This window comes from Streptomyces physcomitrii, assembly GCF_012273655.1.
In the GTDB taxonomy this organism is placed as follows: domain Bacteria; phylum Actinomycetota; class Actinomycetes; order Streptomycetales; family Streptomycetaceae; genus Streptomyces; species Streptomyces physcomitrii.
Genome location: NZ_JAAWWP010000001.1, coordinates 497147 through 512743, shown reverse-complemented (window position 1 = coordinate 512743; position 15597 = coordinate 497147). Strand labels below are relative to the sequence as shown.

Genomic DNA, 15597 nt, shown 5'->3' with positions numbered 1-15597 from the left:
CTGTTGCGGGACCTACTGCATCACCGCCATCGCCAGCGCCCGGCGGGCACGGAGCGAGGCGCGTTCGGCGCGCTTCTGCATCCGGCGGGCGGAGATGAGGTGCAGGGAGGTTCGTTCGGCCTCGGCGTCGCGCAGCGTCTGTTGCATATGTGCGCGCGCCAGGGCTTCTGGGATGAGTTGCATTTCGCGGGTCCTGTTCTGGCGCGAGCCGGTCGCGCTGGAAGTGTTCTGATCTGGGCTTGCGGAGCCGGTGGGCTCGTGGGTGGACGGCTTCATCGGGGCCTGCTTCTTGGGGTCGGCTGTGACGGGGTGGTCGATGGTTCCCGGGGTGTTCATGCCACGACCGGGTTCTTGCGCGGGCGGCCACGGGGCCGCTTGCGGGCCACGACCACGCCCTGCACGAACAGCTCGCCGCCCCAGACGCCCCAGGGCTCACGGCGCTCCTTGGCGCCCGCGAGGCAGGCCTCGACGAGCGGGCAGGTGCGGCAGAGGGACTTGGCGTACTCGACGTCCGCCGGGGACTCGGCGAAGAAGACCTCAGGGTCGTAGGCGCGGCAGGGGACGGGTACGCCGAGGTTCTCGATGGCGTCGTCGAGCGCGGTCAGCGCGGTGAGGGGGCTCAAGGTGGAGTTCTCCGAGGTACGGGGCGAAAGGACGGGCTGTGAAGGCGGTACGGACGGGGCGTGCGCTTCGAGTTGCACGGTGTTGTCTTCCTCGTCTTGTCGTAGCGGCCTGTTGGCCGCCTGGCGTGGTGGTACCGGGTCCTGCATCCCGAGGCACCTCCTTGTGTGCTTTCTCTCTCGTCCGGAGAAAACAGAAGGGCCGCGGATCCCGGGTGGGGTTCCGCGGCCCTGAGGCGCCGTCCTGATCATGGATCAGGTTGGATCGCTCCAGGGTTCGAGCCCGCGGAAGGCCCACATGGTGTGGTGCTGCGTCATCTGCTTCCGATTGCCGGCACCGGCTGCGGCAGGGACATAGGCCTGAAGCTCTGCCACTGCTGCTACTGCCGCCGGTGCCTGGGTCGGTCGCTCGTCGCGCTCACGGATGCCCAGACCCGCGAACTCGACGCCGGAAACGGGCAGACCGGCGGAGATGCCGGACAGACCAGTTCCCGAGTTCGAGAAGCCGAGCAGGCTGGTGGAGACGACAGAGCAATCGGCCGCTTTGGCGGTCATCGGGGAGTTGGTGCTGCTGATGCTGATCACTTCAATCGCCTCCTCTCGGCGTCTCAGGGGACCGGCAGAACCGGTCCGGATATGTTCGAGTACACCACGCGTTCAGGGCTTCACAGAAGCCTCTGTTCCCGTGTGCTTAGAACCTATGGGGCTGACAGCGGGGTGCGCAAACTATTTTTTCGACGAGTTTGCATCAGTCGTCCGCGCTCTCGGCCTCGGGGACCTGACCTGCGCATATGGCGAGAACATCGGCTCCGTACCGGCGAAGTTTCCGGGCGAGGACGCCGGGGATACGGGAGAGCTCGCGCTCGTCCTCGGGGACGGACTCGGCGATGGCGATGAGTGTCTTGTCGGTGAACACGCAAAAGTCGGGCTGCCCGCTGAGCTGTGCCTGGGCGGCCCGCCAGTCCCGGAGCCGCTCGTAGAGGCCCTCGTCCATGTCGGAGGGGCAGTCCTCGCAGCGCATCAGCTTCATCTCGCCCGCGTCGGTGAGCGAGCGCCCGCAGACCCGGCACCGCGCGGGTGTGCGGACGGTGGGGCGGGGCCGGACGCCGCTGGGCAGTGAGGTGCCGCGTTCGATGCCCGCGCCGCCCCCGGCGGACTGGACGGCGGGGCCCGTGGAGCCGGGCCGCAGTCCGTCGAGGAAGCGGCTCGGCCTGCGTCCCCCGCGGCCGCCGGGCGAGCGGGAGAGCGACCAGGAGACGCCGAGGTGGCGGCGGGCCCGGGTGACCCCGACGTAGAGCAGTCGGCGCTCCTCCTCGACCTGCGGCTCGGTCTTGGCGTAGGAGATGGGCATCATGCCCTCGGCCACGCCGACCAGGAAGACGGCGTCCCACTCCAGGCCCTTGGCGGCGTGCAGGGAGGCGAGAGTGACGCCGTCGACGGTGGGGGCGTGCTGGGCGCTCGCGCGTTCGTCGAGTTCGGCGACGAGTTCACCGAGATTGGCCTCCGGACGGGCCCGGGCGAAGTCCTCGGCGAGCCGGACCAGCGCCGCAAGCGACTCCCAGCGTTCCCGTACGGCGCCCGAACCCGCGGGCGGGGCGGGCTGCCAGCCCTTGGTGGACAGCACGGCGCGCACCTGGGAGGGCAGGTCGACGGCGTCGTCGAGCAGCGCGTCGTTGCCGCCGAAGCGGGCGGCGCCCCGCAGTGCGGCCCCGGCCTCGCGCACCTCGGTGCGCTCGAAGAACCGCTCGGCGCCGCGCAGTTGGTAGGCGATCCCCGCGTCGGCGAGCGCCTGTTCGTAGATCTGGGACTGGGAGTTGGTACGGAAGAGGATGGCGATCTCCCCGGCGGGGGTGCCCGAGGCGATCAGCTCGCGGATGCGGCGGGCGGCACCCTCGGCTTCGGCGGGCTCGTCCGGGTACTCGCGGTAGGCGGGTTCGGGCCCGGACTCCCGCTGGGAGACGAGTTCGAGCCGGTGGTCGGCGGCCCGGCCGCGCGCCTGGAGCAGCAGTCCGTTGGCCAGGTGGACCACCTGCGGGGAGGAGCGGTAGTCACGGACCAGCTTGACCAGGGTGGCGCCGGGGTGCCGGACGCGGAAGTCGAGCAGGTGGTCGGGGGTGGCGCCGGTGAAGGAGTAGATGGTCTGGCTGGCGTCGCCGACGACGCAGAGGCTGTCGCGTTCGCCGAGCCAGAGTTCCAGCAGGCGCTGCTGGAGAGGGCTGACGTCCTGGTACTCGTCGACCACGAAGTGCTGGTACTGGGCGCGGACCGCCTCGGCGATGTCGTGCCGGTCCTGGAGGATGCCGACGGTGAGCAGCAGCACGTCCTCGAAGTCGATGACGGACCGGTCCCGCTTCAGGGACTCGTAGGCGGAGTAGACCTGGGCGATCTCCGCGGAGTCCCGGGGGCTCTGGCGGCCCGCCTTGGCGGAGGCGGCGGCGTAGTCGGCGGGCACGGTCTGGGTGACCTTCGCCCATTCGATCTCGCCGGTGACCTCCCGCAGTTCGCTCCGGTCGAGCCGGACGCGGCAGCCCGCCGCCGCCTCCGCGACGAGCTGGACCTTGCGTTCGGCGATGCGCGGGAGTTCGCCGCCGACGGCCTTGGGCCAGAAGTACTGGAGCTGGCGCAGGGCCGCCGAGTGGAAGGTGCGGGCCTGCACACCCTGGGCACCGAGCTGGCGCAGGCGCCCGCGCATCTCGCCCGCGGCGCGGTTGGTGAAGGTGACGGCGAGCACGCTGCCGGGCTGGAGTATCCCGGCGAGCACGCCGTAGGCGATGCGGTGGGTGAGGGCCCGGGTCTTGCCGGTTCCTGCTCCGGCGAGCACGCACACCGGTCCGTGCAGCGCGGTGGCGACCTCGCGCTGTTCGGGGTCGAGTCCGTCGAGTACGGCGTCGGCGTCGCGCGGCGGGGCCGCGAACTGGCCGTCGCCGTGCTCGCCGGAGAAGAGGGTGGGATGCGGAGCTGCGGTCACCCCGCCATGCTGCCAGGTCGCCGGGAGCGGGCGTGCGCTGTGTCCACAAGGCCGTGAGGACGGTACGACTCGTCGCACCGGACAGGCTTCACTGTGGACAAGAACCCCTCCCTCTTCCGGGGTTGCGGGTACACATGTCCGTGGCTTGCGACAGATCTTCGTACGGTCCGCGTCCGGTGACCGTCACGCCGGGAATGGTGACCGGTGCGCGTGCGTTCGATCTGTTGCGAGGGGCAATTCCCACTTGGATCCGTGAAGGAGCACTCGACATGCCGGGCACTGTGACGATGTACAGCACCACGTGGTGCGGCTACTGCCGCCGGCTGAAGGGCCAGCTGGACCGCGAAGGCATCGCGTACAACGAGATCAACATCGAACAGGACCCGGAGTCGGCCGCCTTCGTGGAGAAGGCCAACGGCGGCAATCAGACGGTCCCCACGGTGCAGGTGATCCCCGAGGGCGGCGCCGAGGTCGTCATGACCAACCCCAGCCTGGCGCAGGTCAAGCAGGCCCTGGGAGCCTGATCCCGGCGGAGCGGTGAGGCGGGGGCCGGGCAGGTCCGGCCCCCGCGGCACCGCGCATCGGGCGGGCCCGCTCGCGCCGTCAGACCGATCCGGTCGCGAGCAGGGCCCGGTGCGGGAGTACGAGCCGTCCGTCCGTCACCGGCTCAGAAGGCGCCCTGGCGCTGCGGCAGCGGCTTGCCGTACCAGAGTTCCACCAGACGGGCGGCGATGGAGATGCCGTACGGCGGCAGGACCTCGCCCGAGGCGAAGCCCGCTTCGAGTTCCTCGCGGGAGAACCAGCGGGCCTCGTGGATCTCCTCGCCGTCGACGTTGATCTCCGAGGACGTCGCCTGGGCGCGGAAGCCGAGCATCAGGCTGGACGGGAAGGGCCAGGGCTGGCTGGCCACGTACTCGACCTCGCCGACCACCACCCCGGCCTCCTCGAAGACCTCCCGGCGCACCGAGTCCTCGATGGACTCCCCGGGCTCGACGAAGCCCGCGAGGGTGGAGAAGCGGCCCTCCGGCCAGTGCACCTGGCGGCCGAGCAGCGCCCGGTCCTTCGTGTCGGTGACGAGCATGATCACGGCGGGGTCGGTACGCGGGTAGTGCTCCGCACCGCAGGCGGCGCAGCGCCGGATGTGCCCCGCGGCGGCGATGGCGGTGCGCTCCCCGCAGCGGGAGCAGAAGCGGTGCAGCCGCTGCCAGTTCTCCAGGGCGACCGCGTGCACCATCAGCCCGGCGTCGCGCGGGGAGAGCAGCAGCCCGGCCTCGCGCAGTCCGGCGGGCCGCGCGGACTGGTCCATGCGGCCCGGCAGCGCGTCCTTCTGCAGGGCGAAGTAGCTGACGCCCTCCTCGTCGGTGCCGAGGAAGTAGCGGTGGGACTCGGTGGGCGGCGCCTCGAAGGAGGGCGTCATGACGATCTCGGTGCGGCCGTCGGCCGTCTCGTCGATGAGCACCTGACCGCCGGAGACGACGAAGACCCGGGTCGTGGGGTGGCTCCAGGCCGCGGCGAGCCAGGCCTCGTCGAGCCGGTGGTGTGCGGCGCGGTCGATGCCGCTGGGCGCGGTGAGCGCCAGCGGACGCTCGGGGCTGTGGTCGGTCCAGGTAGTCACAGGGTGCTTCCAACTCCCGGGGAGTGAGGGTGCGACGGCGGGTTCGGCGGACGGTGGGCGGCGCGAGTCAGGTGGCCCCGGGCCAGTTCTGGGCGAGGTCGGACCACAGGTACGCGCCGGCCTCGGCCCCCTTGAGCAGCAGGTCGAGTTCGACTTTCTCGTTGGGCGCGTGCCAGGCGTCCGAGGGTACGGAGATACCGAGGAACAGCACCGGTACCCCCAGTACTTCCTGGAGGCAGGCCGCGGGGCCGGAGCCGCCCTCACGGGTGAGCAGGATCCTCCGGCCGAAGGCGCGGCCCATCGCGCGGGTGAGGGAGCCGAGCGCGGGGTGGTCGAGCGGCGCGAGGCACGGGCGGGTACCGGCGCTGAACACCGTCTCCTGACGGATGCCCGCCGGGGTGCGGCGGGCCACCCAGTCGCCGACGATCCGCTCGATGTGCTCCGGGTCCTGGTCGGCGACCAGCCGGAAGGACAGTTTGACCATCGCCGAGGACGGGATGATCGTCTTGCCTCCCTCGCCCTGGTAGCCGCCGCCGATGCCGTTGACCTCGGCGGTGGGACGGGCCCACAGGCGCTCCAGGGTGGTACGGCCGTGCTCGCCCGCCGTCGCCTGCGACTTGGCGGTGTCCAGCCAGGAGGCTTCGTCGAAGGGGAGTTCGGCGAACAGGGCGTGCTCCTGCTCCGTGAGTTCTTCGACTCCCTCGTAGAAGCCGGGGATCGTGACCCGGCCGTCCTCGTCGTGCAGCGCGGCGACCAGCCGGGCGAGCGCGGTCGCGGGATTCGGCACCGCGCCGCCGAACGACCCGGAGTGCAGGTCCTCGGCGGGCCCGTACAGGGTGATCTCGCACTCGGCGAGGCCGCGCATCCCGGTGCAGACGGTGGGGGTCTCGGCGGACCACATGCCGGTGTCCGAAACGATCACGACATCGGCGCCCAGCCGGGCGGCATGCTCCTCGACGAGCGCGGCGAAGTGCGGGGAACCCGACTCCTCCTCGCCCTCGACGAGCATCTTGAGGTGGACGGCCGGAGCGTTCCGCCCGGTCGCGGCGAGGTGCGCGCGCACGGCCAGGGTGTGGAAGAAGACCTGGCCCTTGTCGTCGGCCGCGCCCCGTGCGTACAGCTTGCCGTCGATGATCTCGGGCGCGAAGGGCTCGGTGGCCCAGCCGTCCTCGCGGGCGGCGGGCTGCACATCGTGGTGCCCGTAGACGAGCACCGTCGGGGCGCCGGGATCCTCGCTCGGCCACTCGGCGAAGACGGCGGGGAGCCCTTCGGTCGGCCAGACCTCGACGGTCGGGAATCCGGTCTCCTTGAGCTGAGCGGCCAGCCAGTCCGCGCTGCGCTCGACATCCTGGGCGTGCGCCGGCTGAGCGGACACGGACGGGATGCGCAGCCACTCCGCGAGGTCGCCGAGGAAGGCCTCGCGGTGGGTGTCGACATAGCTGCGGACGGCGCTGTCCAGGGTCTCGCTCATATCTTCGACCCTATCCGCCCTCAGGGGGTGCCCCGGCCGGGAGGCATCTGTGATCCTGTGCTCCTTTCCCGGGGACGCGCCACCGGTCGGGGTCCGGACGTAGGCTCCCCGGCATGGACAAGGTGTGGCCGTTCCTGGTGGTGCTGGGGAGCTTCGCCGTGGTCCTCGGTGCGCTCGCCCGGCTGGCGGTGCACGTACGGCACCGTGGCAGCGCCGGTGCCGGGATCAGTGCGGCCCTGGCCTCCTACGACGAGGCCTTCCGGGCGACCGCCCACGACTCGCACTACGAGATCCAGGCCCAGTCGCAACGCAAGGCCCCGCTCCCCTCCCCCGACGACGGCCCCGGAAGAAGCCCGAGCTCCGTACGCCCCGGCTACGAACCCAGGCAACCCTCGCGGCAACGCCCCCGTACCGGACCGCGCGGCCTGCACGCCCTGCGCCGCCTCACCCGGCGGCGACGCGACCGCTGAGCGCGGGACATGGGGTGCCGGACGCCGGTCTCTCGGCACTTCCGGGCGACGGCTCACCTTCGCTCCGGCTCGCGGTCACCAGGTCATCCGCCTCGCCGCCACGGAGCCGGAGCGCGGTCCGGCGCCGCGTCCGGCGCACGGAAAAGCCGGTGCCCGTAAGACGGTTCAGGTGGCAGGGTGGAACGGCGGAGTGTCCGGGTCCGTCTCCGTGCCTCTCTTCGCGCCCTCGCAACCCGCTCAGGTCTTCCCCTCCCTCTTGCTTCCCTCCCTCTTGCTTCCCTCCCTCCCTTCCCTCCTTCCTTGCCTCCGGAGTCTTCTTGTCTGCGCCGAACTCACCCCGCAAGCTCCACGAGATCCAGGTCGGTGTCTATGCCGACGAAGAGGGCGTGCGCGGCAGTGTCGACGGCTTCGCCCAGCTGCTGGGCGGGCGAGGGATCCCGCACGCTCTCCAGGTCGCCGGACCGCAGGAGACGACCGGCCCCGGCGGCATGACCTTGGCGGAGTTCTACGAGGAGCTGCCCGAGCAGTGGCGCATCGAGCACCCCGGGGAGTCGCCCGGCACTCGCGCCGTCCACGAGATCAGGGTGGGTGTGCTGGGCTCCCGAGAGGAAGTCGACACCCTGCGCGAGGAGTTGGGCAGCCTCCTGTGCCCGGATCCCGAACACCCGTCACCCTGCCCGATCCCCTGGGGCTCCGGCTGGTCCGGCGCCTGTCCCGGGGAGGACGAGCCGGAGGGCAGGGCTCAGGAGGCGCTGCTGCGGCAGCGGTACCGCTCTCTGCTGGAAGCCGCGCGCCTCGGGTGACGCTCCCCCGTCACCTGGTCAAGGTTCCCCTCTTACTCGGATCAGCCATCGGCATCAGCTATGCGTGCCCTCCCCTCTCTCTCCCCGCCTCCTCGGTCCTCGTGCTCCCGCGATTCCCGATCGGCGCCATCGGCTCCCCCGGCATCCCTGGGGTCCGCGCCGAGCAGCCTTTCCAGTTCCTCGCGGCCGGGCAGGGACTGGGGCCGGACGGTCTGCCCGCTGCGGACGAAGTGGAAGGCGGCGTCCACCGAGTCGAGCGGTACCCCCTGCTGCTCCGCCCAGGCGAGGCGGTAGATCGCGAGCTGGAGCGGGTCGGCACCGTCGGCGCGTCCGGTCTTCCAGTCGACGATCTCGTACCTGACGTCCCCGGGGCCTTCGGGGCTCTCCTCGCGGGGCTCGTCGGGAGCCGTCCGGTACACGGCGTCGATCCTGCCCCGGAGTACCCGTCCCCCGAGCGCCAGTTGGAAGGGGGTCTCGATGCGGTGCGGGGTGCGCCGGGCATACGGGCCCCGGGTGAAGGCCTCCTTGAGGGATTCGAGGTCGCGTTCGTCGGCGATCTCCGCCTCGGCGCCCGGGAGTTCCTCCGGGTCGATCATGGGCAGGCGCAGTTCCTCGAAGCGTGACTCCACCCAGGCGTGGAACCGCGTGCCCCGGCGGGCCGCGGGCTGCGGAGGCCGGGGCAGCGGCCGGGCGAGTTCCTGGGCGAGCCCGTCCGGGTCCGAGGCGAGGCGCAGGACCTCCGAGGCGCTGAGCGAGGCAGGGAGCACGACCTCGGTCACGCCCTGTCTGGCGCGCAGGAGTTCACCGGTCAGAGCCTCCAGATCCCGGTCCCAGGAGGCGACCGTACGGGTCTCCTCGGGGGTCAGGTCTTCCTCGGAGGCACGCGGGCGCGGAGGCACCGGAACCGGGGCCGGGCGCGGAGGGACGCCGGATCCGGGGGCAGGCGGGCGCTGTTCCCAGGAGTCCCAGTCCCCGAGATCGGGGGCGGAGCCGGGGTCGGGGTCGGAGCCGGACTCGGAGGCAAGGTCGGGGTCAGGGCCGGGGTCAGAAGCGAGGTCAGGGTCAGGGTCTGGGTCGGCGAAGTCCTGTTCGTCCTCGGGGAGTTCAGGCTCGGTGGGCTCCCCCATCAGGAGTTCTTCTGCCTCGGCCGGTCCGGCGGCGGGGAAGCCTTCCTCCGGATACTCCTCGTCCTCCGGGACCGCCGGCCATTCGGGATCGTCGAAGAGTGGGGATCCGCCAGGAGCACCGGGTCGTCCGCGTGGCGGGACCGTACCGGCGCGGCTTCCGGCGGGCGGAGGGCCCGAGCCGTCCCCGGCGGCCTGCTCGGCGAGGCGGTCGAGGTGGGCGTTGACCGTCCGGGCCGCGGCGCGGCGGCGTTCCAGGGCTTCGGGGTCGAGGGGCAGCGGCCAGGCCCGTTCCGCCGAGGCCTCGTGGAGCGCGGGGTTCTCCTCGTCCTCGGTGGGCTGCTCCGCCCAGGCCTCGATCTCGCCGTACCCGGCCGCGCAGTGTGCGTACAGCGCTTCGAGGAAGTCCGAGGGGCCGCGCGGGCGCTTCTGGCTGGGGCCCCACCAGTGGCCGGAGCCCAGGAGCAGGGAGCGGGGCCGGGTGAAGGTGACGTAGCCGAGCCGGAGTTCCTCGGTGCGCTGGTGTTCCTTCATGTCCTCGTGGAAGGCCCGCAGGCCGCGAGGGTCCCAGGAGGCGACCTCGGGGAGGGTGTCGCGGTCGCCGCGCAGCGCGTGCGGCAGGACTCTGCCCTGCGCGGTCCACTTCTCGCGCCCCTGGGTACTCGGGAAGGTGCCCTTGACCAGCCCGGGGACGGCGACCACATCCCATTCGAGACCCTTGGACTTGTGCGCGGTGAGCACCTTGACCGTGTTCTCCCCGCCGGGCAGGGCGTTGTCGAGCCCCTTCTCGTACTGCGCGGCGGTGCGCAGGAAGCCGAGGAAGGCGAGCAGGCTCGCCTCGCTCTCACTGGCGGCGAAGGAGGCCGCGACGTCGAGGAAGTTGGCGAGGGTCTCGCGTCGGCGGGCCGCCAATGCCTGTGGTGAGGCGGAGAGTTCGACCTCCAGGCCGGTGACCGCGAGCACCCGGTGCAGTACGTCCATCAGCGGATCGGCGAGGGAACGGCGCAGTTCGCGCAGCTCGGCGGCGAGGTGGGCGAAGCGGACCCGGGCCGCCTCCGAGAACGGCAGCCCGTCCTCGGCGGAGCCGCCGGAGTCGAGGAAGGTGTCCAGGGCGTCGGCCAGGGAGACGAGTTCGGCCGGGTCGACGCCCTCCACCGCCTCGGCAAGGCGCTGATCGGCGTCCTCGTCCTGCTCGCCGCCGGGGTCGCCGTGCCGTACGAGGAGCCGGGCGCGGCGGCCGAGAAGGGCGAGGTCGCGGTGGCCGATGCGCCAGCGCGGGCCGGTCAGGAGCCGTACCAGGGCCGCATTGGCGCCGGGGTCCTGGAGGACTTCGCAGACGGCGACGAGGTCGGCGATCTCCGGCAGGTGCAGCAGACCAGAGAGCCCGACGACCTCGACGGGGACATCCCGGTCGACCAGCGCCTCCTGGATGCGGGCGAAGTCGGTGGCGGTGCGGCACAGGACGGCGATCTCCCCGGGTGGGGTACCGGTGGCCACCAGGTGTGCCAGCGAGTCGGCGAGCCAGTCGATCTCCTCGGCGTGGGTGGGCAGCAGGGCGCACCGCACCAGCCCGTCCCGCTCGGCGCCCGGCGCGGGACGCAGCGCCTCGACGCCCGCGTGCCGGGCGCGCAGCGGTTCGGCGAGGGAGTTGGCGAGGTCGAGCAGGCGGCCGCCGCTGCGGCGGTTCTCGCTGAGGGCGTACCGCGCGGCGGGGGCCCCGTCGGCGTGCGCGAAGTGCTGCGGGAAGTCGTCGAGGTTGGCCACCGAGGCGCCCCGCCAGCCGTAGATGGCCTGGCAGGGGTCGCCGACCGCGGTCACCGGATGGCCGGTGCCGCCGCCGAACAGACCGGCGAGCAGGATGCGCTGGGCGACCGAGGTGTCCTGGTACTCGTCCAGCAGGACCACCCGGAACTCCTCCCGCAGCAGCGCGCCGACCTCGGGGCGGCTGCGCGCGAGGGTGGCCGACAGCGCGATCTGGTCGCCGAAGTCGAGCAGGTCGCGGGAGCGTTTGGCCTCCCGGTAGCGGGTGGCGAGCGCGGTCAGCTCACGGCGGGCGGCGGCGGCTTCGGGCACCTTGCGCAGCTCGGCGTTGCTGAGTTTCGCCCCGTCGAGCGTGCGCAGGAGCTCGGCGTCGTGGCGGCGCAGGACGGCGGGGTCGACGAGGTGCTCGGCGAGTTCGGAGTCGAGGGCGAGCAGGTCGCCGACGAGGTCGGCGAAGGAGCGGGTGAGTGCGGGGTAGGAGCCCGGCGCCTCCCGCAGCACCCGGGCCGCGAGCTGGAAGCGGGTGGCGTCGGCGAGCAGCCTGGTCGTCGGCTCCAGGCCGATGCGCAGTCCGTGGTCGGTCAGCAGGCGCCCGGCGAAGGCGTGGTAGGTGGAGATCACGGGCTCGCCGGGCGGATGGTCCGGGTCGATGACATCGGGGTCGGTGACCCCGGCCCGTACCAGCGCTTTGGCCACCCGCTCGGAGAGTTCGCCCGCGGCCTTGTTGGTGAAGGTCAGGCCGAGCACCTGCTCCGGTGCCACCTGCCCGGTGCCGACCAGCCAGACCACACGGGCCGCCATGACCGTCGTCTTGCCCGAACCGGCTCCGGCCACGACGACCTGCGGGGCCGGCGGCGCGGTGATGCAGGCCGTCTGCTCCGGGGTGAACGGGATGCCCAGCAGCTCCTTGAGCTGTGCGGGGTCGGTCAGTCGTGCGGTCACAGGGGAGAGGCTAATCGCGCCGACCGACAGCCCGTCCGTTGTCCACAGGCAGCCCGCTCTCCCGGCTCTCGGCGGACCTCGTTCCGAAGTTATCCACAGGCTCCCCACGGATTCTTGCGTCCGCCCGATACTGCTGCCTCCGAGGACGCGGTGTCCTCACTCGACGATGTGGCGGCCCTCCGGGCGTGCGCTGCACGAGGAGCGGAAGGAGCAGTGAGTGCAATGCTGACCAGGAGTGGGCGCGAAGCGTTCGTCGAGTACCCGGCCCGCGGCCGTGGCGAGCAGTTCGCCGACCCAGTCGCCGTTCAGGGCCTCCTGGGCCTGGATCTTGGGCAGTTCGTCCCCGCCGTCCCGCCGCGCCGCGCCCTGCCGCAGCTGTACGAGTTCGGCCCCGCCGGGCGGGGGCCGTTCCCCGCCGAAGGCCTCGTCGACGGCGCCCTCGCGTACGGCGAGCTGGTAGACGGCCAGCTGAGGGTGCCGCTCGACCTCGGCCGCGCTCGGAGCCTGCTTGCCGGTCTTGAAGTCGACGACGTAGGCCCGCCCTTCGCCGTCCCGCTCGACCCGGTCCATCGATCCGCGGATCGTCACGTCCACCTCGCCGGTGGTGAGCGTCACGTCGAAGTCGTGCTCGCTGGCGACCGGGGTGCGCCCGGCGCGGTCGAGCACATGCCAGCGCAGGAAGCGCTCCAGGGCGAGGCGCGCGGTGTCCTTCTCCTGGGCCGACTTCCAGGGCGCGTCGAAGGCGAGCGCCTCCCAGACCGAGTCGAGCCGCTCCATCAGGACGTCCAGGTCCGCCGGGGTCTTCCCGGAGGCGACCTCGTCGGCGAGGACGTGCACGACATTGCCGAAGCCCTGGGCCGCGCTCGCCGGGGAGTCCGCCTTCACCTCACGGCCGAGGAACCACTGCAGGGCGCAGGTACGGGCGAGTTGGTCGAGCGCGCTGCCGGAGAGCACGACGGGCTTGTCGCGATCGCGCAGCGGGACGCGGCTCTCGGTCGGCTCCTCCATCCCCCACCAGCGGTAGGGGTGGGCGGCGGGCACGAGCGGCCGGCCCTCGCCGTCGTCGAGCGCGGCGAGCCGGGCGAGCCGTTCGGCGGCCGCCTGCCGCAGGGCCGGGGAGACCCGAGGATCGACGGTGGTGGCACGCAGCTCGGCGACGAGCGCCGCCACGGCGAGGGGGCGCCGGGGGCGGCCCGTCACCTCCCTCGGCTCGACGCCGAGTTCACCCAGAAAGCGCGAGGGCTGGTCACCGTCGTCGGCGGCGGCCCGTACCGCGGTGACGATCAGGCGCTCGCTCGCCCGGGTGGCCGCCACGTAGAAGAGGCGGCGCTCCTCGGCGAGCAGGGCGCCCGGGGTGAGCGGCTGGGCGAGCCCGTCCCGGCCGATCCGGTCCGCCTCCAGGAGCGAGCCGCGGCGCCGCAGATCGGGCCAGAGCCCCTCCTGCACCCCGGCGACCACGACCACCCGCCACTCCAGGCCCTTCGCGCGGTGCGCCGTCATCAGACGTACGGCATCGGGGCGCACCGCCCGCCGGGTCAAGGTGTCCGCGGCGATGTCCTGCGCGTCGACCTCGGCGAGGAAGTTGAGGGCCCCGCGGCCCCCGGTGCGCTCCTCGGCACGGGCCGCGGTCGCGAACAGGGCGCACACCGCGTCGAGATCGCGGTCGGCGTTGCGGCCCGCCGCGCCACCGCGCCGGGCGGCGCTCTCCAGGCGTCGCGGCCAGGAGGTGCCGGCCCACAGCTCCCAGAGCGCCTCCTCGGCACTGCCGCCCGCGGCCAGCCGCTGCCGTGCCCTGCGCAGCAGGTGACCGAGCTGCTGGGCTCCGCGCGCGTAGGCGGGGTCATGGGCGACGAGGCGTTCGGGCTCGGCGAGGGCGCGGGCGAGCAGCGTGTCGGAGGACGGCGGCAACCGGTTCCCGGCGGCGCGCTCCTCCTCCCGCAGGGCGCGGCCGAGGCGGCGCAGATCGGCGGTGTCCATGCCCGCGAGCGGCGAGGTGAGCAGGGTGCGGGCGGTCTCGGTGTCCAGCCAGCCGACGGCGGAGTCCGCGGGTCCCTGCCCAGCCGCGGAGTTTTCCTCGGGTGCCTCCCCGGCCACCGGTTCGGAGATCTCGGATGGCTCGGACGACTCAGACGTCCCGGCCTGTGCCTGGCCCGGCGTCTGGTCCGCACGCCCCTCGCCTTGCGCCTGGTCCTGCCCCCGGCCCTGATCTCGGTCTTGGTCCTGGTCCGCTGCCTGCCCTTGCCCTTGTCCCTGCCCCTGTCCCGATTCCGCGCTCTGTCCCGATTCCGCGCCCTGTTCCGATCGCCGGTCGCCGTCCACGGATTCCGCGACCACCCGGAGGGCGAGGAGGAGCGGTGCCAGGGCCGGTTCGTGGCGGAGCGGGAGGTCGTCGCCGTCGATGTCGAGCGGGACCCCGGCGGCGGACAGGGCTCGGCGTACGGCCGGGATCGAGCGGGCCCCGGCGCGGACCAGGACCGCCATCCCGCTCCACGGGACCCCGTCCTCCAGATGGGCCCGCCGCAACAGGTCGGCGATGTTGTCGAGTTCGGCGCCCGCCGTCGGATACGTGTACACCTCGGCCGTGCCACCCTCGCGCTCGGCGGTCAGCTCGCGGTGCGCCCGTACCTTCTCCGAGGGCAGCCGGGTCAGCGGCATCCGCTGGGTGAGCAGCCGGGTGGCCGCGAGGAGTCCGGCTCCGGCGCGGCGCGAGGTACCGAGTACGCGGACGGGTGCGGGGCGGCCGTCGGGGCGGCGGAAGGTGTCGGGGAAGTCGAGGATGCCGTTCACGTCCGCGCCGCGGAACGTATAGATGGACTGGTCCGGGTCACCGAAGGCGAGGAGCGCCCGCCGGGAGGCGGCGGCCGACTCGGCGCCGGGAGCGGGACGCCCGGTGGGGCGGGCCGCGCCGGAGTGCCCGGCCAGCGCCTGGAGCAGCCGTACCTGGGAGGGGTCGGTGTCCTGGTACTCGTCGACGAACACGGTGTCGTACCGGGCGGCGAGTCGGCGCGCGACCTCGGGGCGCCGGGCGAGGAGGACCGCCCGGTGGACGAGTTCGGCATAGTCGAGGACCCCCTGGAGGTCGAGGACGTCCAGATACTCGGCGAGGAAGTCGGCGGCGGCTCCCCAGTCGGGCCGCCCGATGCGGGCCGCGAAGGAGGCCAGCGAGCGCGGGCCGAGCCCGAGTTCACGGGAGCGGGCCAGCACCGCGCGGACCTCGTCGGCGAAGCCGCGGGTGGTCAGGCAGGCCCGGAGTTCGTCCGGCCAGCGGGTGCGGGCGAGACCGTGCCGGGCCAGGTCGATCTGGCCGGCGAGCAGTTCGCGTACGGCGACGTCCTGCTCGGGGCCGGAGAGGAGCCGCAGGGGCTCACGGAAGAGGTCGCTGTCCTGGTGGGCGCGGACCAGCGCGTAGCAGAAGGAGTGGAAGGTGGTGGCCTGTACGGCGCCCGCGGCGGTGGTGCGCAGCGCGATGCGGTCGCGCAGTTCGACGGCGGCCTTGCGGCTGAAGGTGAGGACGAGGAGGCGTTCCGGGTCGTCGCCGCGGGCGAGGCGGGCGCAGACCGACTCGACGAGGGTGGTGGTCTTGCCCGTGCCGGGCCCGGCGAGGACGAGGAGCGGTCCGCCCTGGTGATCAACCACGGCCTGCTGCGCTGCGTCCAGTCGAGGAGGGCCAAGGGTGGCCGGCGGCGTGCGGACGAGACGGTACGCGGAGTCCCCCTGCCGGACCCGGGGGTGCGACAGGCGCCGGGTGGAGGAAGAGGAGCTCACGTGAATCGCCGGTCCTGGTGGTTGTGCTGGTGGTGCGGTGCGGGCCGCCGCGGACCGC

Annotated in this window: 11 protein-coding genes; 3 read left to right on the top strand and 8 right to left on the bottom strand. The window is 72.8% G+C overall.

The genetic code is table 11. The features are described from left to right. Nucleotides 1-12 precede the first annotated feature (12 nt). The 4 genes from HFV08_RS02075 to HFV08_RS02060 form a co-directional block, all read right to left on the bottom strand. Nucleotides 13-336, bottom strand: a complete 324-nt coding sequence (locus HFV08_RS02075; RefSeq protein ID WP_168535193.1) for a putative WhiB-interacting protein — start codon at nt 334-336, stop codon at nt 13-15. Further along, a complete protein-coding gene (locus HFV08_RS02070) occupies nt 333-701 on the bottom strand; it encodes a WhiB family transcriptional regulator (protein ID WP_168535657.1) in 369 nt (122 codons plus the stop codon). Before HFV08_RS02070 ends, HFV08_RS02075 begins: the two co-directional genes overlap by 4 nt. A gap of 174 nt (nt 702-875) precedes the next feature. Further along, complete coding sequence (locus HFV08_RS02065) at nt 876-1205, bottom strand: hypothetical protein (protein WP_168535191.1); 330 nt, start codon at nt 1203-1205, stop codon at nt 876-878. 163 nt (nt 1206-1368) lie between these two features. Beyond that, nucleotides 1369-3588 carry an ATP-dependent DNA helicase UvrD2 gene (locus HFV08_RS02060; RefSeq protein ID WP_376770545.1) on the bottom strand — a complete coding sequence of 740 codons (2220 nt, stop codon included), beginning with the start codon at nt 3586-3588 and terminating at the stop codon, nt 1369-1371. Between the two features lie 269 nt (nt 3589-3857). On the opposite strand from HFV08_RS02060, the gene HFV08_RS02055 reads away from it, so the two are divergent. Continuing rightward, entirely contained in the window at nt 3858-4112 is a 255-nt protein-coding gene (locus HFV08_RS02055) for a mycoredoxin (RefSeq protein ID WP_040248549.1), read from the top strand. Between the two features lie 143 nt (nt 4113-4255). Here the strand turns inward: HFV08_RS02055 and nudC are convergent, their stop codons facing one another. Next, nucleotides 4256-5203 carry an NAD(+) diphosphatase gene (nudC, locus tag HFV08_RS02050; RefSeq protein ID WP_168535187.1) on the bottom strand — a complete coding sequence of 316 codons (948 nt, stop codon included), beginning with the start codon at nt 5201-5203 and terminating at the stop codon, nt 4256-4258. A 67-nt stretch (nt 5204-5270) separates the two neighbouring features. Continuing rightward, a complete protein-coding gene (locus tag HFV08_RS02045) occupies nt 5271-6674 on the bottom strand; it encodes a dipeptidase (RefSeq protein WP_168535181.1) in 1404 nt (467 codons plus the stop codon). 113 nt (nt 6675-6787) lie between these two features. On the opposite strand from HFV08_RS02045, the gene HFV08_RS02040 reads away from it, so the two are divergent. Both HFV08_RS02040 and HFV08_RS02035 read left to right on the top strand, forming a co-directional pair. Beyond that, a complete protein-coding gene (locus HFV08_RS02040) occupies nt 6788-7144 on the top strand; it encodes a hypothetical protein (protein ID WP_168535175.1) in 357 nt (118 codons plus the stop codon). 317 nt (nt 7145-7461) lie between these two features. Beyond that, entirely contained in the window at nt 7462-7947 is a 486-nt protein-coding gene (locus tag HFV08_RS02035) for a hypothetical protein (RefSeq protein WP_168535173.1), read from the top strand. 41 nt (nt 7948-7988) lie between these two features. Here HFV08_RS02035 and HFV08_RS02030 read toward each other — a convergent pair whose 3' ends face one another. Together HFV08_RS02030 and HFV08_RS02025 are read right to left on the bottom strand one after the other, a co-directional pair. Next, entirely contained in the window at nt 7989-11774 is a 3786-nt protein-coding gene (locus HFV08_RS02030) for an ATP-dependent helicase (RefSeq protein ID WP_168535171.1), read from the bottom strand. Nucleotides 11775-11930: 156 nt separating this feature from the next. Then, nucleotides 11931-15539, bottom strand: coding sequence for an ATP-dependent helicase (locus HFV08_RS02025; protein WP_168535169.1), 3609 nt, complete (start codon nt 15537-15539; stop codon nt 11931-11933). Nucleotides 15540-15597 lie beyond the last annotated feature (58 nt).

Excerpts from the sequence above, each read along its gene's own strand:
- HFV08_RS02075 (WP_168535193.1), bottom strand. The coding sequence starts at position 336 with ATGAACACCCCGGGAACCATCGACCACCCCGTCACAGCCGACCCCAAG.
- HFV08_RS02055 (WP_040248549.1), top strand. The coding sequence starts at position 3,858 with ATGCCGGGCACTGTGACGATGTACAGCACCACGTGGTGCGGCTACTGC.
- HFV08_RS02045 (WP_168535181.1), bottom strand. The coding sequence starts at position 6,674 with ATGAGCGAGACCCTGGACAGCGCCGTCCGCAGCTATGTCGACACCCAC.
- HFV08_RS02040 (WP_168535175.1), top strand. The coding sequence starts at position 6,788 with ATGGACAAGGTGTGGCCGTTCCTGGTGGTGCTGGGGAGCTTCGCCGTG.